This is a genomic window from Bradyrhizobium sp. 138 (assembly GCF_023074075.1).
GTDB lineage: Bacteria > Pseudomonadota > Alphaproteobacteria > Rhizobiales > Xanthobacteraceae > Bradyrhizobium.
The window spans coordinates 415,044-438,077 of sequence record NZ_JADPKT010000003.1 but is presented as its reverse complement, the minus strand read 5'-3'; the positions used below and the strand labels follow the sequence as shown (position 1 = coordinate 438,077).

20 protein-coding genes are annotated in these 23,034 nt (G+C 62.0%); 12 read left to right on the top strand and 8 right to left on the bottom strand.

Annotation, left to right across the window (positions count from 1 at the left end; genetic code table 11):
* The first annotated feature begins 12 nt into the window (after nt 1-12).
* Complete coding sequence (locus IVA79_RS03040) at nt 13-384, top strand: hypothetical protein (protein ID WP_247550293.1); 372 nt, start codon at nt 13-15, stop codon at nt 382-384.
* A gap of 499 nt (nt 385-883) precedes the next feature.
* Here IVA79_RS03040 and IVA79_RS03035 read toward each other — a convergent pair whose 3' ends face one another.
* On the bottom strand, nt 884-1,270 hold the full coding sequence (locus IVA79_RS03035) for a hypothetical protein (protein ID WP_247550292.1): 387 nt from the start codon (nt 1,268-1,270) through the stop codon (nt 884-886).
* Nucleotides 1,271-2,242: 972 nt separating this feature from the next.
* On the opposite strand from IVA79_RS03035, the gene IVA79_RS03030 reads away from it, so the two are divergent.
* Together IVA79_RS03030 and IVA79_RS03025 are read left to right on the top strand one after the other, a co-directional pair.
* A complete protein-coding gene (locus IVA79_RS03030; protein WP_247550291.1) occupies nt 2,243-3,232 on the top strand; it encodes a bifunctional DNA primase/polymerase in 990 nt (329 codons plus the stop codon).
* Nucleotides 3,232-4,293, top strand: coding sequence for an AAA family ATPase (locus tag IVA79_RS03025; RefSeq protein ID WP_247550290.1), 1,062 nt, complete (start codon nt 3,232-3,234; stop codon nt 4,291-4,293). The genes IVA79_RS03030 and IVA79_RS03025 overlap by 1 nt, the downstream gene beginning before the upstream one ends.
* 605 nt (nt 4,294-4,898) lie before the next feature.
* On the opposite strand, the gene IVA79_RS03020 is transcribed toward IVA79_RS03025, so the two are convergent.
* The gene (locus IVA79_RS03020) at nt 4,899-5,414 is read right to left on the bottom strand and encodes a hypothetical protein (RefSeq protein ID WP_247550289.1); all 516 of its coding nucleotides are present in this window, start codon (nt 5,412-5,414) and stop codon (nt 4,899-4,901) included.
* Nucleotides 5,411-6,751 (bottom strand): site-specific integrase, encoded by a 1,341-nt coding sequence (locus tag IVA79_RS03015; protein ID WP_247550288.1) that lies wholly within the window; start codon nt 6,749-6,751, stop codon nt 5,411-5,413. The genes IVA79_RS03020 and IVA79_RS03015 overlap by 4 nt, the downstream gene beginning before the upstream one ends.
* 807 nt (nt 6,752-7,558) lie before the next feature.
* Here IVA79_RS03015 and IVA79_RS03010 point away from each other — a divergent pair.
* Both IVA79_RS03010 and IVA79_RS03005 read left to right on the top strand, forming a co-directional pair.
* Entirely contained in the window at nt 7,559-10,072 is a 2,514-nt protein-coding gene (locus IVA79_RS03010) for an Ig-like domain-containing protein (protein WP_247550287.1), read from the top strand.
* Between the two features lie 415 nt (nt 10,073-10,487).
* Nucleotides 10,488-11,627 carry an amidohydrolase/deacetylase family metallohydrolase gene (locus IVA79_RS03005; RefSeq protein WP_247550556.1) on the top strand — a complete coding sequence of 380 codons (1,140 nt, stop codon included), beginning with the start codon at nt 10,488-10,490 and terminating at the stop codon, nt 11,625-11,627.
* A gap of 42 nt (nt 11,628-11,669) precedes the next feature.
* Here the strand turns inward: IVA79_RS03005 and IVA79_RS03000 are convergent, their stop codons facing one another.
* Nucleotides 11,670-12,395 (bottom strand): alpha/beta hydrolase, encoded by a 726-nt coding sequence (locus IVA79_RS03000; protein ID WP_247550286.1) that lies wholly within the window; start codon nt 12,393-12,395, stop codon nt 11,670-11,672.
* 135 nt (nt 12,396-12,530) lie between these two features.
* On the opposite strand from IVA79_RS03000, the gene IVA79_RS02995 reads away from it, so the two are divergent.
* Nucleotides 12,531-13,511: a helix-turn-helix domain-containing protein gene (locus IVA79_RS02995; RefSeq protein WP_247550285.1), complete on the top strand. Its 981-nt coding sequence runs from the start codon at nt 12,531-12,533 to the stop codon at nt 13,509-13,511.
* 1 nt (nt 13,512) lies between these two features.
* Here IVA79_RS02995 and IVA79_RS02990 read toward each other — a convergent pair whose 3' ends face one another.
* A complete protein-coding gene (locus IVA79_RS02990; RefSeq protein ID WP_247550284.1) occupies nt 13,513-14,658 on the bottom strand; it encodes an acyl-CoA dehydrogenase family protein in 1,146 nt (381 codons plus the stop codon).
* A 124-nt stretch (nt 14,659-14,782) separates the two neighbouring features.
* On the opposite strand from IVA79_RS02990, the gene IVA79_RS02985 reads away from it, so the two are divergent.
* Nucleotides 14,783-15,460, top strand: coding sequence for an alpha/beta family hydrolase (locus tag IVA79_RS02985; protein ID WP_247550283.1), 678 nt, complete (start codon nt 14,783-14,785; stop codon nt 15,458-15,460).
* A 3-nt stretch (nt 15,461-15,463) separates the two neighbouring features.
* On the opposite strand, the gene IVA79_RS02980 is transcribed toward IVA79_RS02985, so the two are convergent.
* On the bottom strand, nt 15,464-16,438 hold the full coding sequence (locus IVA79_RS02980; RefSeq protein WP_346658142.1) for a ketopantoate reductase family protein: 975 nt from the start codon (nt 16,436-16,438) through the stop codon (nt 15,464-15,466).
* Nucleotides 16,439-16,590: 152 nt separating this feature from the next.
* Here IVA79_RS02980 and IVA79_RS02975 point away from each other — a divergent pair, with 152 nt between their 5' ends.
* Nucleotides 16,591-17,394, top strand: coding sequence for an enoyl-CoA hydratase-related protein (locus IVA79_RS02975; protein WP_247550281.1), 804 nt, complete (start codon nt 16,591-16,593; stop codon nt 17,392-17,394).
* 3 nt (nt 17,395-17,397) lie between these two features.
* Here the strand turns inward: IVA79_RS02975 and IVA79_RS02970 are convergent, their stop codons facing one another.
* Both IVA79_RS02970 and IVA79_RS02965 read right to left on the bottom strand, forming a co-directional pair.
* The gene (locus tag IVA79_RS02970; RefSeq protein ID WP_247550280.1) at nt 17,398-17,670 is read right to left on the bottom strand and encodes a hypothetical protein; all 273 of its coding nucleotides are present in this window, start codon (nt 17,668-17,670) and stop codon (nt 17,398-17,400) included.
* 175 nt (nt 17,671-17,845) lie between these two features.
* The gene (locus IVA79_RS02965) at nt 17,846-18,730 is read right to left on the bottom strand and encodes a LysR family transcriptional regulator (protein WP_247550279.1); all 885 of its coding nucleotides are present in this window, start codon (nt 18,728-18,730) and stop codon (nt 17,846-17,848) included.
* 111 nt (nt 18,731-18,841) lie between these two features.
* Between IVA79_RS02965 and IVA79_RS02960 the strand changes: the two genes are divergently transcribed.
* From IVA79_RS02960 to IVA79_RS02945, 4 genes are all read left to right on the top strand, one after another.
* Nucleotides 18,842-20,206: an FAD-dependent oxidoreductase gene (locus IVA79_RS02960; RefSeq protein WP_247550278.1), complete on the top strand. Its 1,365-nt coding sequence runs from the start codon at nt 18,842-18,844 to the stop codon at nt 20,204-20,206.
* Between the two features lie 35 nt (nt 20,207-20,241).
* Nucleotides 20,242-21,246 carry an ABC transporter substrate-binding protein gene (locus IVA79_RS02955; protein WP_247550277.1) on the top strand — a complete coding sequence of 335 codons (1,005 nt, stop codon included), beginning with the start codon at nt 20,242-20,244 and terminating at the stop codon, nt 21,244-21,246.
* A gap of 191 nt (nt 21,247-21,437) precedes the next feature.
* On the top strand, nt 21,438-22,211 hold the full coding sequence (locus tag IVA79_RS02950; protein WP_247550276.1) for an ABC transporter ATP-binding protein: 774 nt from the start codon (nt 21,438-21,440) through the stop codon (nt 22,209-22,211).
* A complete protein-coding gene (locus IVA79_RS02945; RefSeq protein ID WP_247550275.1) occupies nt 22,204-23,028 on the top strand; it encodes an ABC transporter permease in 825 nt (274 codons plus the stop codon). The genes IVA79_RS02950 and IVA79_RS02945 overlap by 8 nt, the downstream gene beginning before the upstream one ends.
* Nucleotides 23,029-23,034: the final 6 nt, after the last annotated feature.

Below are 23,034 nucleotides of genomic sequence, written 5' to 3'. Positions count from 1 at the left end.
AGGAGACCAAGAATGCGAAAGTACCTCTTTTCGGCCATGATCACCTTGATCGCGGCCATGCCTCAACTTGCTGCAGCGCAGACCAAGGGCAGCAACGGCGGCCCGGTGGTCAAGTCCCAAGGCCATCCGATCGAGTTCGTTCGGAAAGGGCTGGATATCTTCTTCTACGTGGGAGACGACGACGGATCGCCGCTGTCCACAAAGGAGATGCATGGCCGCGCAACGATCCAGGACAGCGGCAAGACGGTCACAGTTCCGCTCTCTCCGGCCAGCCCAAACATGATGACGGGGAAACTTCAGGCCGAGCTCACGCCAAAAGCGGTCGTTGTCTTTTCCGCCAGTCTGCATGGCCATTCCCTGACGGCCAGATACACTGCGCAATAGAGCGGTTATTCTGAAGGGCCAAGCCCGTGCAGCTCAACATCAGCGGTTCAATTGCCGGGGATCCCATTGGCCCTCGGGTCGGCCGTCCAGCTTGGTATTGCCGCGCGTGTTTCAAAGTTGTTGCTCGCCAGCATCAGCCTATCTTCGTGCCGGCCTGGGCCTGGCCGGCGTGCACTTTTGCGCGGTCGGCCATTGGGCTCTCCGCACCTGAGGCTCCCCAAGACGCCACGACGTGCCTTAACTTGGGGCTTTTGTCATCTTCGGAGGTATCCTCCGTCCGCTGCTATTGATGCTCGCACTCGGCAGGACCCCGGCCGCATCCGGATCGTTGATGCTGAATCTCGAGAGCACCGCAACGATGGGCATTGCGTGGCTTGTCTTTCACAAACGTCGACAGGCGCTTGTTACTCGGCGCGCTGGCGATTGTCCTCGGAGCAATAACCCTGTCGCGAGACGGACAAGGCCTATCGTTGATATAAGCGCGGCACTGATGCGGCACTTAGCTAACCTGCCTCCGAGCAAAATCTGGCTTGTGAAAAGGCGAGGGCACCGGCAGACCGCGTTCTCTTAGTCGTTGGGCAGCTTCATCCGCGGAAAGTACACCTGTCGTTTCCGCTTTATTGCGGAACTGCATCGGCAAAATCCTTTCGAGCAGCCGCCCGAACACCGCAGGTTGTTGTTGTGCGAGACTGGTTAGGAATCCAACCAGACCGTTCGTTCCCTTGCCGTCCTCACCACAGGCTTCAGCTGCGAGGAGGGCAGCCTCCTTCAGGATTAGGGTTGTCTTGTTGCGTGCGCCCTTCGTCCGACCACTATTTGTTGGCTTTCGCGTACCTTTCTTGAAAGACGTTGAACGAGCAAGTGAAGAATTGCCTGAACCGGGCATTCAAAGAATAACCTATGTAGGTTGCTTACACTAACGGCGCTCCGACGTAAGGCAATTGGCCGCTATAAGGCCGCTATTATACAGCAAGGGCGGGTGAATTGCGGTTGCTGTGACCAAAAAGCTTTGGAGCCGTAAAAGGGACAAGTCCGGTTGCGGGATTTGCTTGGTTTGCACGGGTTGTCGCGAGTAACCGGTTGCGCCAGTTGCTTCGGTTGCTTGGATTGCGCCTGGTAGAGCGGTTGCTGCGATTGCCGATATGGCCGCCTGCCCATTGGCGTCCATTTGCTGCAAGACCACACTCATTCCCGGTTGCTGGCATTAAAGCAACCGCAGCAACCATTACGGTGGTTGAGGCGGCCGCTAGCAAATGTAAATTAGCCCTTGCGTGCAACCAGCAGCGCTGGCAAACTTTAGGCAAGCTAAGCGTCGCGCCCCGCACGTGTCATGCTAGATCGGTCCGAATAAGGCGGCTTGTTCCACTACGGTGAGTCAACCGCTGGGCGCTCAAGAACCCGAGAACCATTGCGGTTCTGCATCTTGAGCGCGCGCCGAAACCAAATCCTGCAGATCTTTTGCGCTTGAGTCGTGGCCGCTCTGGTTCTCCTAAACTGGAGAACGCAGAATGCCGAAATCGTCTAGTAGCTTTGCAAGCCGTCGTCTTTCACCAGCCTCTGAAGCGACGCCCATGCCGACAGAATTTCCCAATTCTGCGGTCAGCAAAGGGCGAGCGCTCATCGGCCCGCGTGAGTGCGCGCGCCGCGTTGGCTGTCATCCTGTCACTCTTTACCGGTGGAAGCGCACAATAGCGGACTTTCCGCGACCCATTCGCATCAGTCCTCGGCGCATAGCGTTCTTTGAAGACGAGGTTGCGGAATACATCAACACCCGCCCACGCTCATAACCAAACCCGCTCAGACAGCGCCAACTGTCCGAGCGGGTCAACAACCTGCCTGTTCGTTAGAGGAACAAGCCATGATCAAGTATAGCACTGCGGATTCGGTTGAACCAGCACCAGTCCTCCGTGCGGCGTTGAGCTACGCCCGCCGAGGTTGGTCAGTCTATCCTGTCAGGGTGGATTCCCGTGCAGCGTATCTTTCAGAAAAGGTGACAGGTCGACGGTGGGGGGCTTCAAGTGATCTCAAAGTGGTCGAGCAGATGTTTCGCCGGTTTCCGAGCGCCGGTGTTGCAATCGAGACGGGCTTCACATCTGGCTTTTTCGTTATCGAGATCGATAACAAGAATGGAAAGAATGGGAGCGCGTCCCTTGCCGAACTACTGGATCGACATCGGGGGACGCTGCCGTGGACTGCAATTGCCGAGTCGCCGACTGGCGGACGCCACTGGTATTACAAACATCCAGGTTATCGGGTTCGCACGAGCGCGTCGAATTTGGGGAACGGCATCGACGTTCTTGGCGAGAACTTCAACGTGATTGCACCCCCCTCGCGGGGACGACGATGGATAACAAACGCTGCTGCCATCGCGGCGCCCCCAGCTTGGCTCGTTGATCTCGTCTGTGAACAGCGAGAGCAGCGCCAACCCCGTAGGTCTTGTTTTGCAAACGTTGAACAAGCTCCTTTGGCTCCCGACACACTCGCAATGTGGGTGCGGGACGCCGGTCTAGGTCTATCGAGCGATCCGTCGGACTTGCTGTCCGCAGAGGATGTCGATCTAAAAATTTGGTGTGCGCTCCGGGTCATTCCAGCTGATATCGATTACCTCGATTGGTTTCGAATCGGCTGCGGAATATACGCGGCCCTAGGTGATGCTGGGTTCGAGTATTTCGACGAGTGGAGCCGAGAGGCTCCACACAAGTATCCAGGAAAAGGATGCGCCGATAAATGGCGTGAGTGTGCGAAGATCACTTCTATCGGGCCTGAAACCATATACTTCCTGGCTGATCGCGAGGATCGGCGCTGGCGCGATGCCTATCGCATCATGCTTGCAAAAGGAGCGGCGTAATGGACGCGCCGCAAAAGCGTAGCAAAGAAGCATTCTTGATGGCTCGAATGGAGGCCGAGGCCGAAGCTCGAGAACCCAAGGGATCGCCGAAGGTCAGTTATGAGAGATTGCTCCGATCGACGAAGGAGCTACAGAAGCAGACGTTTGCGGAACTTAAGTGGATTGTACCCCAGATCCTCCCTGAAGGACTTACGCTCTTTGGCGGACGGCCCAAAGTCGGAAAAAGCTGGACTGCTCTCGACATTGCCAATGCGGTCGCGTCCGGTGGGCTCTTTATGGGCGCAGAGTGTGAACAGGGCGCGGTGCTAGCTCTGTTCCTGGAAGACAATGATCGTCGGCTGCAGCGGCGGATGACCAAGATGCTTGGCGCGCTGAAGAACGATTGGCCGGATATCACGTACGCCACCCAATGGCCACGGTTGCATGATGGCGGTATCGAATTCATGAAACGCTGGATTCTGGAGACGAAAGCGGCGAGTCGCAATCCGCGGCTTATCATCGTCGACATCCTGCAGCGGGTGCGGCAGCCCAAGGGCCGTTCTCAGGAGTCGCAGTACGAAGCGGACTACGAAGCGATGGTGCGTATGCAAGCTCTCGCATCCGAAGCCGAAATTTCAATTCTGGTCCTGCATCATCAGCGTAAGATGGGTGCAGAAGATCAGATGGATACACTTTCAGGTACACTAGGACTAGCTGGCGGCGTCGACGGCGTTTTGATTTTGGCCAAAGAGCAAGACGGGTCGCTGTCGTTATGGGGAAACGGCCGTGATTCCGAGAACGGCGAGTTCAAACTTGCAGTAATGTTCGACGAAAATATGCATCTGCAGAATTTGGGCCCGCAGATTCGAGACGCCAAATCTGAGCAACGGATTGCAATCATGGCAGCGCTAGCGGACGGGAAGCGTCCGATGAGCATCGATGCCATCTCAAATGCGGTAAATGGAAAGAAGCTGAACGTTAAGCAACTGATTTACAAGCTTGTCGACGCCGGGCTTGTTGAACGTGAGGCAACAGGTCTCTACCGTCTTCCCAAGTCCCAAGGAGATCTTGCAGGGATTTGACTATGCTCTCTGGGGCGATTTCTGATTGCGTCGCACCCAGATTGCATTGTTGTACAAAGTGCTGATGCGCTGTGACTTCGCGCTCTCAAGGCTATTTTGCTGACTGATTAGATACGCGCGCCACAATGTAGGCTAGCAAAAGTATGGGATAGTCTCTCTCAGCGTATGCACCTCCATAATCGCGCTCGATAAATCGGACGGCTTCGTTAAAAAGTGCCTCAGCCTCTTCAGCTTGCGGAGTAGGTTCTTTGTACATGTCGGTGGCCTAGCTATGTCTGGTCGATTGACGGGCGGTCGCCACGAGAGGCGCGCCAGGCTGCTGGCTATCAAGCGTTGCTGACCGTTGGCGAAGCGCGCCCATGAGCAGCCGTTCCTTGAACGCTTCAATTTCTGTGCGCGATCGGAAGTTCTTCCGTCGTATTTTTATCGCCGGTGGAAAACCTAGATTTGGATCGCGCGACCAACGCCAAAGCGTCATCAAGGTAACATTGAATTCGTTTGCCACGATTCGATCTGGCACGAATTGGTCAGGGAGAGTTGGACTTGGCATATGTCGCTCCAGGAAAGTTAAGAGAGCTGACTTTTGCGAGTCGCTTGCGCGAAATCTACCGCGCAAGATATGCCTTTTGGCGCGGCATCTTCTTGGCTCGCTTGCCGCTGGGCTTGGCCGCAGCCAACACTTTAGCGACCGTCAGGCGAGCTGCGTCCCGGGGGAACCAGCGTTTGCAAATGAGAACCGCAAACTCTTCAGCGCTAATCTGGTCACGGCTTCGGTTCTTCCGGCCATGATGGTCCCACCAAAGCCGCCGGATGCGGCGCGCGAAGTCAGCGGCTAACTTGGCGATACTGAACTTGCTTGCCTTCCATCTTTTCTCTCCTCTTTTGCGGGCCGGCTCGGCAATAAATTCTGCAACGTGAGGGAATTGCTCCTTAAGCGGACCGAGTTCACCCGTACGAGCCAGGGCTTTGCACCAATCTTCGACTGAGACTGAGCCGCCAGACCGACGAATCTCTAGTGCGTTTTGTTCATCGATCTTTTCCTCAAGCCAGCAGAGCATATGTTCCCTCCATTGCTCTTCTTTCCCAGCTTCGGGCTTGAATGGAGGGATTTTATCGGTCATCGGCCGCGCATCGATAGCGTCACAACGTTATCGCGCTCACTATAAACAAGGGCGACTAGGTGCTCAGCCCATTGCCTAAGCGCGTCCTTCTTCTCAGCGCTGTATTGGGCTCGGTTGTATGTGCCTGCCACGCCTGCTTTGGCGCCGCTGACATGATTGAGTGCGGCCTCGACAATGTGAGGAGCGATGCCAAGTTCAGCCATGGCTGTCGCCGCAGTGCGACGCAGATCGTGTAGCCGCCAATCGGGTACTTTCATGTGCCGATCGAGGCGACCTTTGACCTTGGACCAACCACTTACCGGCGAGTATCCTGTGGTGGAAAATGCAAAATCGTTGCGAGCTGTGCGCGGCAGGGCATCTCGAAGAATGTCCGTTGCGAGCTGCGGTATTGGTACCGTGTGTGGAAGCCCGTTCTTGGTTCGGATTCCAGGAATCACCCAAGTCGACAGATCATCCGAGAGCTCGGACAGGCGCATCCCTGCCACCTCGTTCAATCGGCAGCCCGTGATTAGCAGTAGCTTCAGCGGAGCTGAGAAGCTGATCTGTTCACTTTCACACGCGTACCAAAACTTGATGATCTCAGCGTCAGAAAGCACTCTGTCCCGAGGCTTTGGTGTACCTGGGCGGTGCACTTCAGTGCACGGATTCATGCTGACACGTCGTTGCTGTGCGAGCCATGAGAACATCATCGACAGAACGCTCAGCATAGCCCTAGCACGAGACTCCGTAGGGCCTTGGCTCCTTCGAGCAAGGCCAGGGGCTCCGCTGCGCCTGGTTTCGTCGATGACAGAGAAAATGTCGTTCCCGTCAATTTCGATAATGGGACGCTTGGCCCATCGATACGCCAGCCCGTTTGCTATCAGCGACAAATCCTTGGGCAACAAGCCGAGAAGGCGAGCCTGCTCTTTCCACCGCCTCGTTTTCTTTGCTGCATACTCCTCGATAAAGTCGCGTGCCGCGATCTCAAAGGTATGCTTGGCATGTTGCTCGCGAGCCGATCGCGCTAAGTCCCGCTGCGCGAAATGTGCTGCGGCGGGATCGCGCCCCTGGGCGAGCTGATGGCGTAGCTCCGCGACTATACGGCGCGCCCCGGCAAGCGTGAGATGCCCTCCAATGACGGGAGGTTCTTCACAGTCTACTACATCGACGTCATAGACCGACCCGAGCACAAGTTTGGCTGGACGCTTATCCGGTCGGCGGTAGCGGAGAGCCCAAGATTTTGTACCGGTCGGCTGCACAATCAAGTGTAAGCCGGGACAAGCTCCGTCGGGAATCTCCCTTCTAACATTGCTAGGGCGCAGCTTCCTGACTGCTGCAGCCGTAAGTGGCTTTGCCATTGAACCGATCCGGGTAACGTCCGGGTAACAAGCTATGGGTGTTTTGGCTCGTTACGGGGCGCGACATTCTTAGCCAAACATACCCAATAAATTCAAAGATTTATCGAGAAATATGATCGAATTCATCCAGAATGGTTAGGTATGGTTAACGATCGTTAGGCTGGACCGGCTAATTCCTAAACCGTAGGTCGGAAGTTCGAGTCTTCCCGGGATCGCCAGTCTTTGTAGTTTCTTGCCAGCAATGAGTGCCCTGCGGCGCCTCCCCGCTGACTGCAGGCATGCGGTCGCGGGTGTCCTTGAGACGGCACGCGGGATGCCACGGCCGCGTGGCTAGATGACCCTCGGCAGATCTATCGAAAATCCGCGGAAGTAATTCTCGTTCTGAGAGGCGAGGTTCGGGCAGGCGTCCGCAGCGTCGTTGTAGGCGGCGGCGCCGCCTCGTGCGTGCGGCCGCCGTTGGCGATTTGGCGAAGCGGCCTGCGACGTGAGGGCGCAATAAATATTGGGAGGGACGGAGATCACAGGGGCGCCGCCAATTTAAATAGCAGGTCGATCGAAATTAAATCCTAATCATGAGCCTCGCTCCACGATAATATTTAATTTGGGCGGCGGCAGAAACTGCGGCTGGCGCGATTTAAAAATTCCATTCTCGGGTCAATGAATCGTCTCAAAAAAGGCGCGTGCCAATTCGAACACGCTTCTGATGGGGCGGCAAAGAACCGATCGAGTTGGACTGAGCCGCGACATATCGAACCGTACGCGCAAGAAACTCAGTCTGCGCGTGCATTGCTCAGGGGAATAACAAACATGGCAATTGCTGGATTTCCAGACGCGAATAGCACCGGTCTTCCTGATGGCGTTATCCTGACTCCATCGGGCGACGTGACTGTCACTCAGCCAGGTACCGTCATCGACGCTCTCGATGTCAAAGGCACGATTTCGGTCCTGGCCGATAACGTCACGATTCAGAATAGCCGCATCACGTCCAGTGATTGGACAGGCATCTGGATCAAGGATGGCATTACAGGAACTGTCGTCAAGGATAGCGAGATTCTGAACGTTGGAAGCAGCCCAGATGGCGCGAACGGTATTGTCGGGTCCGGCACCTTCCTACGTAACGACATCCATGACGTGGAGAACGGTATTATTGTCACCGGCCCGAGCCTCGTCCAGGACAATTATATCCACGACATGAATGCGCCGGATGTGCGTCTCGGCACGTCATTGGGTGGCCCGCACTACGATGGTATCGAGATCAACGGCGGCGTTTCAGACGTCGTCATTCGGCACAACACGGTCATCAACGAGAACGGCTTCGTCTCGGCCGTGATGATCAATAATGACTTCGGTCCGGTCTCCAACATTCAGGTGGACGGCAACTATCTTGCAGGGGGCGGCTTCACCCTTTACTCCGATGGTAGTTTCAGCAGCACCGACAAGATTTCCGGAGTCTCGTTCACCAACAACGAACTTGGCCAGGGCACGTGGGGTTATTATTACTTCAAGGGCAACACGCCCGTCCTGTCGAACAACGACGAGCTCGGCACGGGATGGAAGACGTCGCCTCCGCCTCCCTCAACCCCCGATGTCCCGGCAGCGCCGACCATCGCATCCTGGTCACCCGATACGGGCAAGATCGGCGACGGCATCACCGATGCGAACAAGATCGCTCTGCATGGGACAGCCTCCGCAGGCAGCACCATCAAGGTTTATGACGGTTCGACGCAGATCGGTACCGCGACTGCGACGTCGACCGGAAGCTGGGACTACATCACGAATGTCTTGACCGATGCGAAGCATACGCTGACGGCGACCGCGACCAACTCGTCGGGGCAGACCAGCGTGGCATCGGCTGCGGTGGCAGTCACCGTCGACACCAAGGCGCCCGCTGCACCGACGATTGCGAGTGACACCGTCAACACTGCCAATCAGGTCGTGATGTCGGGGACTGCCGAAGCGAACAGCACGATCAAGGTGTTTGACGGAACGACCCAGGTCGGCACCGCGACGACCAGCTCGAGCGGTGCGTGGAGCGTCACGACGTCTGCATTGTTGGCCGGTTCGCACGCCCTGACAGCGAAGGCGATTGACGTTGCCGGCAACGTCAGTGCCGCCTCGACGGCCGTGGACGCGGTCGTCGGTTCTGGAACCTCGGGCTCCACCGGCTCGGGCACGTCGGGTACGGGCACCACTGCGCCGGCGGCGCCGAAGATCGCCTCGTTCTCGACCGACAGCGGTGTTGCCGGTGATCACATCACGAGCGACAAAACGGTGACCCTGGCGGGGACAGCAGCTGCCAACAGTACGGTCAAAGTGCTCGACGGTACGACCCAGCTCGGCACCGTCACGGCGGATGCGAACGGCGCGTGGCACTACACGACCGCCGCGCTGCCGGACGGCAAGCACAGCTTCACTGCGACCGACACGGTCTCCGGCGTCACCAGCAAGGCATCGACTGCGCTGGATGTCACGGTGGATAGCGCTGCCCCCGATGCTCCGGTCCTGTTGAGCGATCCGACCACACATAACCGCGCAACGGTATCCGGTACGGCGGAGGCGGGGAGCTTGATCAAGCTCTATGAGGGCACGACCCTGCTCGGCTCGACCACCGTTGCAAGTGACGGCGACTGGAGCGTGACGACCCCGAATCTCAAGCACGGGTCCCACACCTTCACCGCGACCGCCACCGACGCGGCCGGCAACACCAGCGCTCTGTCGCAGCCGATTGATCCGCCGATTGGCTCACACGGCGGCAGCAAGGACACCTCAACCGTCGAAGTTACCAATGTGCGCCCGCACTGGGATCACACCGCGACGATCAAGGGCACTGCCGATCCGAACAGCGAGGTCAAGCTGCTCGACGGCACGACCTCGGTCGGTTCGGCCACGACGGGTGCCGACGGCAAGTGGAGCTTCCAGACCTCCGACCTGTCGGGCAAGTCCCACGCCTTTACCGCGGAGCAGGTCGACACCACAGGCCAAGTGGTCGGAACCAGCTCGGGCGAGGCGATCATCGGCACGGGCCGCAGCGACACGCTGACCGGCACCACCGGCAACGATGTCATGGTGGGTAAAGCGGGTGCGGATACGTTCACATTTGCGTCGAACTTCGGGCAGGACGTCATCAAGGACTTCGCTGCGCGAGGACCTGCTCACGACACGATCGAGTTCAGCAAGAGCGTGTTCGACAGCTTTGCGAGCGTTCTCTCCCACGCGGCCCAGTCGGGCCACGACGTCGTTATCGCGGCGGGGAGCGATACCCTCACGCTGAAGAATACGCAGCTCGACAAGCTGAACAGCCACGACTTCCACTTCGCGTAGGAGACGGGTCAGCCAGCACGAGCTGGTACTCAACAACTGCGTCGGAGGATCTCTTGGGGGATCCTCCGACAAAGGCCGCGCCTGAAGTTGGACGGCGGGATGATCCCCCGCCTGCGAATCTCATTATCGAATCCCACTGCAGCCCACGCGCGCGATCGCGCAGAGCACGCCATGAACGCATGGCAGCGGCCTCGTACGTCCTCGGTCGGAGCGGGCACTCACTATACCCCACCAACGGCTTCCTAAACCGTAGGTCGGAAGTTCGAATCTTCCCGGAAATCCCCATTCTTCATAGGCCGCCGTCGCGCTTTGGCGCGCCATTCGGCGCGAAAATTGCTAGAAGCGAATGGCTTCCTTCCTTCGCGGCCCGGCCGGCATGCCGGTCCCGCCGCGCTGCCCCCATCCGGAGACCATGATGCCTTTCGACCTGATCCTGCGCGGCGGCCGCGTGGTAGACCCCTCGCAGAAGCTCGATGCCGTGACCGATGTTGCCTTCGCCGGCGGCAAGGTCGCCGCCATCGGCAGCGGGCTCAAGATCGATCCCGGCACGGATGTGCGCGATGTCTCGAAATACATCGTGACGCCGGGTCTGATCGATCTGCACACCCATGTCTATTGGGGCGGCACGTCGCTCGGCATCGACGCCGAGGAATTCTGCCGCCTCTCCGGCGTCACCACGGCGGTCGACACCGGCAGCGCCGGGCCCGGCAATTTCGCCGGCTTCCGCAAGCATGTGATCGAGCCGAGCCAGGTCCGCATCCTCGCCTATCTGCACGTGTCGCATGCCGGCATCTTCGGCTTCTCGCACCGGATCATGGTCGGCGAGAGCGAGGAGCTCAGGCTGATGAATCCGATCGAGGCGGCCGAGGTGGCCGATGCCAACCGTGATCTCATCGTCGGCATCAAGGTCCGCGTCGGACTGCATTCTTCGGGGACATCAGGAACGGTGCCGCTCGACATCGCGCTAGAGGTTGCCGACGAGGTCGGCATGCCCTTGATGGCGCATATCGACCATCCGCCGCCGAGCTATGAGGACGTGCTGGCACGCCTGCGGCCCGGCGACGTGCTCACCCATGCGTTCCGCCCGTTCCCCAACACGCCGGCGACCGCGCAGGGCACGGTGAAGAAGGCGGTGCTGGATGCGCGCGAGCGCGGCGTGCTGTTCGACATCGGCCACGGCAAGGGCTCGTTCGCGTTCAAGACCGCGCGCGCGATGCTCGCCAACGGCTTCTATCCCGACACGATCTCCTCGGATATCCACCAGCTCTGCATCGACGGCCCCGCCTACGACCAGGTCACGACCATGTCGAAATTCCTGTGCATGGGCATGGAGCTGTCCGATGTGATCGCGGCCTCGACGGTGAATGCGGCGATGGCGCTGCGCCGTCCCGAGCTCGGCAGCCTCAAGCCCGGCAGCGTTGGCGACGCCACGCTTGTTACGGTCAAGCAAGGCCAGTTCGACTATGAGGACGTGGTCGGCGAGCATCTCATTGGCGACCGCAAGATCGTCTCGGAGGGCGTCGTCATCGGCGGCCGCTGGTGGCATCCGAATTGAGTGGCGCTCACGGATCGTGAGCGCCATCGCGGGACGTTTCGATCAGTCGCGCCCCGCCTCCATGATCGCCTTGGCGAGGCGTGCCGGATCGGAGAAGCACAGTTCGTGGCTTCCCGGCACCTGCACCAGGCGGAATAGGCCGAGCTTCTCCGACAGCCGCGGATGCCAGCCATGGCTGTGCGGAAGCGCGGTGTCCTCGGTGCAATTGATGTAGGATTTGGCGAGCGGCATCTCGGCTGGATTGGTCCTGAGCGCGATCTTGTCGGCAAAGGTCGCCAGCGGATGCGGATTGAGGACGTCGTAAGCGCGCTGTGCCGTCTCCAGATCGGCATCGTTGATGAACGCTTCGCGCCAGATCGGGAAAGGCAGCACCACCGAGCCGTCGCCGCGTTCGGCCGCGATCGCGTCGAATAGCCCGACAAAGTGCGGTGGCACCATGTCGTTGAGGGATTCGCCGTTGTTGGGCACGAAGGCATTCCAATAGACCAGGCGGCGGATGCGCTCCGGCGCCAGGTCGGCGACGCCTGTGATGACCATGCCGCCATAGGAATGGCCAAGCAGGACCACGTCCTCCAGATCATTCTCCGCAAGGTAGTCGGCGATCGACTGGATCGCTTCCTTCAGCCCGGTGGTCTTGGCGTCGCCGGGACGGTTGCCCTTGATGGTGGGGGTATGGACCTGATGGCCGGCGGTGCGGATCGGTGCGGCGACAGGCTCGAACTCGGCGCCGGTATGCCAGGCGCCATGGACGAGAACGTAGGTCGACATGTTGTGGCTCCTCCCGAGGGTATGGTTAGATTGACGCCGCGCCGCTCTGGCCGGCGCCGCTGCGTGTCAATTGTGGACCGGCGGCTGATTGGCCGCTTGGCTGGAAGTGAACCGGATTGGTCTCGGAGTGAACCGATGCAGCAGATCAAGCACGCCGTTCCGTCACGCCAATCGGCCTGGAATACCGCGGGCGTGCGGGCGGACGAGCAGTTCGCCTATTATCGCGAGGCGATCTGCCAGGCGTTCATGAAGCTGACGCCGGAGCCGGCGGCCGTCGCCGGCTTTCCTGCCAGCGTCGAGCACGTCCGTCTCGGCGATGCCGCGATCAATCGCGTCAGCTTTCCCGAACACGTGGTGCGCCGATCTGCGGCAGACATCGCGGCATCCGGCCGCAGTTGCTTTTACCTCAATTTGAAGCTGGCCGGCCGCTGTCGCATCCTGCAAGGCAATCGCGAGATCAGCCTGTCGCCGGGGCAGGTCGGCATCTTCGACAGCGATCGGCAGTTTGCACTTCTGCACGATCGTGGTCCGCAATTGCGGGTCGCCTCGTTCTGGGTGCCGGCAGAGGCTTTGCGCGAGCGGCTGCCGGCCTCATTTGACGTTGCTGCCGCCCGTCTCTCCGACGATCCCTTCGTCGGCCATCTCATTGTGGAGACCGCGCGCACGCTCGGCGAGGGGGCGCTGCGCATGACCGAAGATGAAGGCGTGCGTTTGTTCCGTGCCTTGATCGAGCTGGTCGCTGTGAGCCTGTCGCGGCGCAGCCGGGCAGGCGCTGCGGAGTCGGAAAGTCTCGCCGATGCAACCACGCTGGCGTTGAAGCGTGCCATTCACCGGCGGCTCCGCGAGCCCGGCCTTGCGGTTGCCGACATCGCCGACGCCGTCGGCATCAGCGAGCGCTACGTGCACAAGCTGTTGGCGCGGTCGGGCGCCAGCTTCACCGATTACGTCATCGACCATCGGCTCGACGGCGCCGCCAGGGATCTCAGGAATCCCGCGATGGCGGACCGCGCGATCGGGACCCTTGCCTTCGATTGGGGTTTCTCGGACCTCTCCCACTTCTCGCGCCGCTTCAAGCAGCGCTTCGGCTGCCGGCCGCGCGACTGGCGCGCGCGCTGATCTACAGCGATCTCGCGATCAGCAGCTTCATGATCTCGTTGGTGCCGCCATAGATCTTCTGGATGCGGGAATCGATGAAGATGCGCGAGATCGGGTATTCCTGCATGTAGCCATAGCCGCCGAACAGCTGGAGGCATTCGTCGGCGGTCTCGACCTGCTTCTCCGAGCACCAGTATTTCGCCATCGACGCCGTGACGGTGTCGAGGTCCCCGGCGACCAGGCGCTCGATGCACCAATCGACGAAGACGCGTGCGATCATCGCCTCGGTCTTGCGCTCGGCGAGCTTGAAGGCGGTGTTCTGGAAGTCCATCAGCGGCTTGCCGAACGCCTTGCGCTCCTTGGTGTACTCGACTGTGAGTTTGACCGCGCGCTCCATCGAAGCGACGGCGCCGACCGCGAGCGCGAGGCGCTCCTGCGGCAGTTGCTGCATCAGCTGGACAAAACCCTGGCCTTCCTCCTTGCCGAGCAGGTTTTCGGGCGGCACGGTCACGTTGTCGAAGAACAGCTCCGACGTGTCGGAGGCGTGCAGGCCGATCTTGTCGAGGTTGCGCCCGCGCTTGTAGCCGTCTGCGCCTGCGGTCTCGACCACGATCAGCGAAATGCCTTTGGCGCCAGCTTCGCCGGTGCGCGCGACCACGATGACGAGATCGGCGGCCTGGCCGTTGGTGATGAACGTCTTCTGGCCGTTGATGACGTAGGAGTTGCCCTGCTTCTTCGCCGTGGTCTTGACGGCCTGCAGGTCCGAGCCGGTGCCGGGTTCGGTCATGGCGATGGCGCCGACCATCTCGCCGGAGGCCATCTTCGGCAGCCAGCGCTTCTTCTGCTCCTCCGAGCCGTAATTGAGGACGTAGTGCGCGACGATGGCGCTGTGCACGGAGACGCCGGTGGTCAGCTCCGGCACCGTGCTTTCGAGGTCGTCCAGCACGGCGGCGTCGTAGGCGAAGGTCGCGCCCAGGCCGCCATATTCCTCCGGCACGCTCGCCAGCAGCGCGCCCATCTCGCCGAGCCCGCGCCAGGCGAAGCGGTCGACCATCTTCTGCTCGCGCCATTTTTCGGCATGCGGCGCCAGATCCTTGGCAAGATATTTCCGGAACTGGTCGCGGAAGACATCGAGCTCTTCGGTCATCCAGGAGGAGCGGTAGGACATGGTCACCTCGGTTGATACGGCCTGGGCTTGGTAGGCCAGCCAGCCGCGGCAATTATTGTGTTTTCAGGCTGCGCCGGGGACGCTACCAAGGCGGCCGTAACAGCTTCTGTCGGGATGGTTGATTGTGGCTGGCAAAACAAAAGAGCTCAAGCTCGACATCGCGCGTATCGGCGCGGTCTCCGCGATCCTCACGCAGCCCGACAACGCGCGCGCCTGCTATGTCCTGGCGCACGGTGCCGGCGCCGACATGCGGCATTCCTTCATGGGGAAAGTTGCAGAAGGCCTCGCGGGCCGCGGCATCGCGACGTTCCGCTTCAATTTTCCCTACATGGAAGAGAAGAAAGGACGTCCCGACCAGCCGGCCGTCGCGCACGCCGCCATCCGCGCGGCAGTCGCGGAGGCGGCGCGGCTGTGCCCAGGATTGAAGCTCGTCGCCGGCGGAAAGTCGTTCGGCGGCCGCATGACCTCGCAGGCGCAGTCGAAGGCGCCGCTGCCTGATGTGAAGGGGCTCGCCTTTCTCGGCTTTCCCCTGCATGCCGACAAGAAGCCCTCGTCCGAGCGCGCCGCACATCTGGCCGGCATCGCCATCCCCACGCTGTTCCTGCAGGGAACACGCGATGGGCTGGCCGACCTCGGGATCCTCAAGCCCGTCATCGCAGCGCTCGGGTCGAAGGCGACCTTGCATGAGATCGAAGGCGGCGACCACTCCTTCGCGGTGCTGAAGAAGTCCGGCCGGACGAATGAAGAAGCGCTGACCGAGGTGCTCGACAGGCTCGCGGCCTGGATCGACCAACTTGCCTGAGGCTCACGCCGAATAAAGTCCCTTGTCGCGCGCCTTCTGGATCGCCAGCGCGGCGATCAGGTCGAGCGTTGGGGTCGACAGGCCGGCCGTGCGCGCGAAGGCGGCGGGCGCCCTGACCAGCACGTCGATCTCCATGGCGCGGCCGAGCTCATAATCCTGCAGCAGCGATGGCTTGTGGTTGGGGGCAGGGCCGCTGCGCGTGACGCGCTTGACCTCGGGAATGAAGTGCTGGGCGATGTCGTTGGCTTCGTTCAGCATGCGCGGAATGACCTCGGTGAAAGCCGGGTCGTCGCGCACGCCGCGCGCGGTCTGGCCGGTGAGCAGGCACAGCACCGAGAGCGACATGTTGGTCAGCAGCTTTGACCAGATCGCCTCGCGGATTTCGGCCACCGGCGGCGATTCCAGCCGGGCGTCGTTGAAGACGCCGCGCAGCCTGGTGATCCGCTCGCAATTGCGGTCGTCGCATTCGCCGATGAGCACGCGGTTGCGGTCCGGGGTGAGGTTGTGCACGACGCCGGGCGCGGTCACCTCGTTGGAGGAGAAGACCACGCCGCCGATGATCCGCTCCTTCGGAATGCAGGCCCGCAGGCGCCCGCCGGGATCGAGGAAGGAAATATCCGGCGGGGCCGGGTGCCGCGGCGGCAGGCCGATCCCGTACCACCAGGGAATGCCGTTCTGCGCGAACACGATGGCGGTGTCATCCTGGAGCAGCGGCTTGATGCTGGAAACCAGCCCCGGCAGCGCAGTCGCCTTCAGCGTCGAGATCACGACGTCCTGGGGGCCAAGCTGGGCCGCATCGCCTGAGGCATTCACCTTGGCGCTAACCTCGGAATCGCCGACACGGAGCTTCAGGCCATTGGCGCGCGCCGCCTCGAGATGCGCGCCCCGCATCACGCAGCTGACCTCGTGGCCGGCGCGGGCCAGCCGGACCGCGATGTGGCTGCCGACGGCGCCCGCGCCGAAAATGCAGATGCGCATGATGATTCCGTCCTGTCCCTTGGTGCCATCAGTTGGCAGCATGACACAAGCCGCCATGCGATGGGCGCGACCGCCCCACGCTGGAAAGATATGGATCGGGGCGCGTTGCCTCGGCCATAGTGCGTGCCAAGCAACTGACCGGAGGATCGCCGATGACTGCCAGCCCCGTCCTGTGGAGCCTTGATGAGCGTGGGGTTGCGACCGTCACGTTGAACCGGCCGGAGGTCAACAATGCCTATGACGGCGCGCTGATCGCGGGCGTGCTCGCGGCCATGGACGATCTCGGCAAAAAGCCGAACCTTCGCGTCGTCGTGCTCCGGGGCAACGGCAAGCACTTTCAGGCCGGCGCCGACCTGAAATGGATCAACGGCGTGCGCCCGCAATCGACTGAGGCCAACGAAGCCGCCTCGCGCGCGACCTTCGAGGCCGTGCAGCGGCTCAACACGCTGCCGATTCCGACTGTCGCCTTGGTGCAGGGCGGCTGCTTCGGCGGCGGTACCGGCGTGATCGCGGCCTGCGACGTCGTGATCGCAGCCGACAATGCCCTGTTCTCCATCACCGAAGTGCGCTGGGGCCTGACGGCGGCCATCATCATCCCGCAGCTCTGCGACGCCATTAGCGTACGGCAAGTCCGCCGTTACGCACTCACCGGCGAACGTTTTGGCGCTGAAGACGCGCGCCGCATCGGCCTCGTCCACGAGGTGGTGCCGCTCGCCGAACTCGAAGCTGCAGGTAGCAAGGTCGTCGAGCATCTGTTGGCCAACGGGCCGAAGGCGATGGCCGAGACCAAGAAGCTCGCGCTGGAGAGCTCGTTCGGCGGCATGGCCGTGGACGATGCCGCATATACGCGGCTCGTGCAGCTGCATTCGCTCAAGCGCCCGAGCGCGGAGGCGGCGGAGGGGTTGGCGTCCTTTGCGGAGAAGCGGGCGGCGAAGTGGAGCGGTGGGAACGGCTGAGCGTTAGCAGCCGCGGCAGATGTTGTTGATGCTGCGATAGACGGCGTCGTCGTCCTGCCGCATCTGGCGCAGCGTTTCGAGTGTCTGGCCCTCATTGGCAGGCGCAACGGGCTTGCGCTTCGCGGCGAGTTCGTCCTCCTGCCGCTTGTAGCAGGCCTCGCGCTCGGGCTTGGCCTGGATGAAGCGGCAGTTTTGCTCCACGGCTGCGGCGGGAGCAGCGAACAGCGTGAGCGCGACGAGGGCGGGCAGGGCAAATCTCAAAGCGATCGTATCCATGGCGGCCCTTCTCTCAGGTCCGCCCGGCGAGAGCAACTGCGATCTTGTGACAAGATGCGCGACACGGGGTGCACTCCGTAGCCCGGATGAGCGAAGCGATATCCGGGAATGCCGCGAGAAGTCCCGCATGTCGCTTCGCTCATGCGGGCTACGGCCACCGGGTGCGCAACCATGCCTACAGCGACGGCGCCAGTGACGTTTTCAGCAGCGTCAGCAGCGCCTGCACCGCGGCCGCATTGCGTCGCCGCTCGGGGATCGCGGCCTTCACCCACAGCTCCGGGATCGGAAAGTCGCGCAGCACCGGCTTCAGAGTGCCGTCGCGCAGCGCATCCGCCACGAGATAATGCGAGAGCAGCGCGATGCCGTTGCCGGCGATGGCGCTGCGCGCCAGCACGTGGCCCTCGTTGGAGGAGAGCAGCGGGCTGACCTGGATGCTGATGCGGCCGCGCGGCCCGTCGAAGACCCATTCCGGCCCGGTCGGCAGAAAGCTGAGGCAGCGATGCTCGACGAGATCGCGCGGATGTTTTGGCGTGCCATGCTTCTTCAAATAGGCCGGCGAAGCGCAGAGCAGGCGCTTCAGCGCGCAGAGCGGCTCGTCGACCACGCCACCGAATGAATGCGGGAAGGCGCCGATGGCGATGTCGAAGCCTTCGGTGACGGGATCGACCGGGCGATCGATCAGCACGATATCGAGCTTGAGCTTCGGGTTCTGGGTCTGGAATGCGCTGAAGGCATCGGCGAGCCGTGCCACTGTTAGCGATGTCGGCGCCTTGATGCGGAGATGATCGACGAGATCGTGGCCCTTCTCGCCCATGCGTGAGAGCAGGTCGGTGGCATCCGTCACCACGCCGCGCGCGCGATGCACGTAGCGCTGCCCGGCTTCGGTCAGCCGCAATTGCCGGGTCGAGCGGTGAAACAGCGGCGTGCCGATCCGCGCCTCCAGCTGCGTGACGCGCTTGGCGACGACCGAGGTCGAGACATCGAGTTTTCGCGCGGCGGCGGAGAATCCGGCCGCATCCGCGGTGGCGAGGAAGGCCTGCAGGTTCACCAGGATATCCATGTCGACCTTTCTCGATCCGCGAAAGCTGATCGCGTATTTTGGTGGATTGTACCCTGCCTCGCGTTAATTCATAGTCGCACCCAAGCAAGAGATTTTGGGAAGGAACGCGCCATGCGGGCAACGACGATCGAAGAACCGGCACGCCAGGTGCCGCTCTATGGCGAATACGAAGTCGTCGTGCTCGGCGGCGGCCCGGCCGGTATTGTCGCTGCGGCTTCAGCTGCGCGCGCCGGGCGGAAGACGCTGCTGATCGAGCGCTACGGCTTCCTCGGCGGCATGGGGACGGCGGCCGGCGTCACCAATTTCTGCGGCCTGCATGGCAATGTCTACGGCGAGCATCGCCGGCTGGTACAGGGCATGGCCTCGGAATTGCTCGCGCGGATCGATCGGCTGGGCGGTCTCAACACGCCGCATCTGATCCTCGGCAAGGTCTTCGCCCAGGCCTACGATACCGCCGCCTACAAGATCGCGGCCGACGAGCTGCTCACAAGCCACAAGGTGCACATTCTCTTCCACGCGCTCGGCGCCGGTGTCGTGATGGGCGATGACAGCCGCATCGATGCGCTGATGGTCGAGACCAAGGCCGGCCGGCGGGCGGTGCGATCAGAGATCTTCATCGACTGCTCCGGCGACGGTGACCTCGCGGTCTGGGCCGGCGCGCCGTTCGACATCGGCGACGAGCACGGCCATCCCCTGTATCCCTCGATGATGCTCCGCCTCAACGGTATCGATCCCGTGAAGGCAGGCGAAGCCTGGCGGACCATTCCCCAATTGATGGAGAAGGCCACCGCGGCCGGCACGCATCAATTTCCGCGCAAAAGCGCGATCGTGCGGCCGCAAAAATCCGGTATCGAATGGCGGGTGAACTTTACGCAAGTGGCGCGCGAGGATGGCCATGCCATCAACGGCGTCGAGCCCGACGATCTCACTCGCGGCGAGATCGAGGGCCGCAAGCAGGCGCTTGCTGCGTTCGAATTTCTGCGCACCGTGCCCGGTTTCGAAAAATCCTACATCGTCGATCTGCCGCCGCAGCTCGGCATCCGCGAGACCCGCCGCATCAAGGGCGGCTACCAGCTCAGCGGCGAGGACGTGCTCGGCTGCGCCTCGTTTACCGATTCCATCGGCGTCAATGGCTGGCCGATCGAGGCCCATGTGCCCGGCGACGTCGTCTTCACCTTCCCGCCGATCCCGGACTCGCGCGGCTATAACGAGCTGCCGTACCGGATGCTGGTGCCTGAAGGCGTCGACAATCTCCTGGTCGCCGGCCGCTGCGCCTCGATGACCCATGAGGGGCAGTCGGCGGCGCGGGTGTCCGGGGCCTGTTTCGTGATGGGGGAGGCCGCCGGTTCCGCCGCCGCGCTGGCGCTGTCCGGAAACCGGATCCCGCGTGACATTCCCGTTGAAAAATTGCAGGAAACGTTGAAACAACAGGGCGCCTTCATTGGCCGGGACCAACCCGTCCCTGAGGGCCTGTAATGGACTGCTGAAAGAAACGACGAGGGAGAAACGGGATGATCGGGTTTGCGCGGCTTGCGGCAGCCAGCCTTTTGGCGATGATGGCGGTGGGCTCAGCCCGGGCCGAAGACGCGCTCAAGGCCAGGATCGGCGTGCTTCGCCTGTCGTCCTCCGCGCCCGTCTTCATCGCGCAGGACAAGGGCTATTTCCGCGAGGCCGGCCTCGAGGTCGAGCTGAAATTCTTCGATGCGGCGCAGCCGATCGCGGTTGCCACCACCTCGGGCGACGTCGATTTCGGCATCACCGCCTTCACCGCGGGCCTTTATAACCTTGCCGGCAAGGGCACGCTGAAGGTGATCGGCGGCATGAGCCGCGAGAAGGCCGGCTATCCCCTGATCGGCTATTTCGCCAGCAACAACGCCTACGCGGCCGGGCTGAAGACGCCGAAGGATCTCGCCGGCAAGCGCGTGGCGATGACGCAGGTCGGATCGAGCTTCCACTATTCGCTCGGCCTGCTCGCCGACAAATACGGCTTCAAGCTCGCGGACGTGAAGATCGTGCCGCTGCAATCGCTGTCGAATGCGGCGGCTGCGCTGAAGGGCGAGACCGTCGATGCGGCGCTGCTGCCGATCTCCACGGCGCGAAAGCTGATGGACGAGGGCGGCGCGAAATTCCTGGGCTGGGTCGGCGACGAGACGCCCTGGCAATTGGGCGCGGTGTTCGCCTCGCCGAAGACGCTGGCCAACAAGGCGCTGGTGACAAAACTGCTCGGCGCGCTCGCCAAGGCGGATCGCGAATATCACGACGTCATCCTCGCCGCGATGAAGGACGGCGTTGCGCCGATCAACGACAAGACCAAGCCGCTGCTGGAGATCATCGCCAAATACACCAATCTGCCGGTCGAGCAGGTGGTCGGCAACTGCGCCTATATCGATCCCGACGGCAAGCTCGACGTGAAGAACGTCGACAACCAGATCAAATGGCTGCAGGAGCAGGGATTCGCGGACAAGGGCTTTGATGCCGACGCGATTATCGCGAAGGAATTTGTGAAGGCGGATTGATGCTGCGCGCTCGTCTCTATCCCCGTCATCCTGAGGTGCGAGTGGCGCAGTGCGCTAGCACTGCGCTGCGAGCCTCGAAGGATGAACGGCCGAGCGGCATCCGGGCCGCACATCCTTCGAGGCTCGACTTGCGGCAAGCCGCAAGTCGTGCACCTCAGGATGACGGGTCGAGAGGTGGAGGCGCTTAGCTCATGGACCTGATCGGCAGCCACATCACCCACCGCTTCGGCGACCTCGCCGTGCTCGACGACGTCTCCTTCACCGTCAGCGCGGGTGAGGTGGTGGCGATTGTCGGGCCCTCGGGCTGCGGCAAGAGCACGCTGCTGTCGATCCTCGGCGGCCTGCTGCAGCCGACCTCGGGCGCGCCTGAGCTGCGGGGCTCGCCGCCGGCGGACAGTCTCAATCCGCTCACCTTCGTGTTCCAGGATTTTGCGCTGCTGCCCTGGGCCACGGTCGAGGAGAACGTCGAATTCCCGCTGCTGCATACCCAGCTTTCGGCCGCGCAGCGTCGCGCGCTGGTCGATGATGCCTTGCGCCGCACGGGGCTGACCGATTTTCGCAAGACCTATCCAAAGCAGCTCTCCGGCGGAATGCGCCAGCGCGTCGGCATTTCGCGCGCGCTTGTGGTCAAGCCCGCCATTCTCTTGATGGATGAGCCGCTGTCGGCGCTGGATTCGCAGACCCGCGAGCTCTTGATGGAGGATTTCGTCCGCCTGCTCGCCGATGGCGGCATGGGCGCGGTCTATGTCACCCATAATCTCGAAGAGGCGGCGCGGCTCGCCGACCGCATCGTGGTGCTGTCGCGCCGTCCGGGCCGCATCCGCGAGGTCGTGACCGTGCCGATGACGCGCGCCGCGCGCAGCGAAGCGGCATCGCGTGAGAAGCTGCTGGCGCTGCAGAACCAGATCTGGTCGCTGATCCGCAACGAGGCGATCGATGCCGAGCGCGAGGTCCAGCATGCTTGACCGTGCGGCAACGGAAGCGGCGGCAAAGAACGAAGCGATCCGCCCCGTCCGCTTTCGCGGCGCCGGCTTCGTGCCTGCATCGAGCCGCTTCGGCGGCTGGATCGCGCTCGCCCTCGTCATCGCGATCTGGCAGGCCGCCGGCAGCATTGGTCTCGTCAATCCGCTGTTTCTGCCGCCGCCGTCGGCGATCGCGCGCGCGATCTACCAACTCGCGATCTCGGGCGCACTCTGGCAGCATGTTTCGGCCTCGCTGCTGCGCATCGGCGTCGGCTGGCTGCTCGGCACCGCGGCCGGTATCGCGGTCGGCTTTGCCATCGGCCTGTCGCGGCTGGCGCGCAGCGTCGGCATCACCTTCATCTCGGCGCTGTTCCCGATCCCGAAGATCGCGCTGCTGCCACTGCTCATTCTCTGGCTCGGGATCGGCGAAGAGCCGAAGATCGCGACCATTGCGCTCGGGGTGTTCTTCTCGACCGCGATCTCGGTCTATAGCGGCGTCGACGCGGTGCCGCGCAACCTCATCCGCATGGCGCAGAGCTTCAACGTTCCCTTCGCGACTATCGTGCGCAAGGTGATCTGGCCCGGCGCGCTGCCCGCGATCCTCGCCGGCTTCCGCATCACCGCCTCCGTCGCGCTATTGCTCGTCGTCAGCGCCGAGATGATCGGCGCCCAATACGGCATCGGCGCCTTCGTGCTGCAGGCCGGCAATCTGATGCAGACCGATCAGCTGCTCGCGGGCGTGGTGATCCTGTCGGTGTTTGGGCTGGCGGTAGGAAAGGTGATCGGCTGGCTGGAGACAAGGCTGCTGCACTGGCGGTGAGGCATA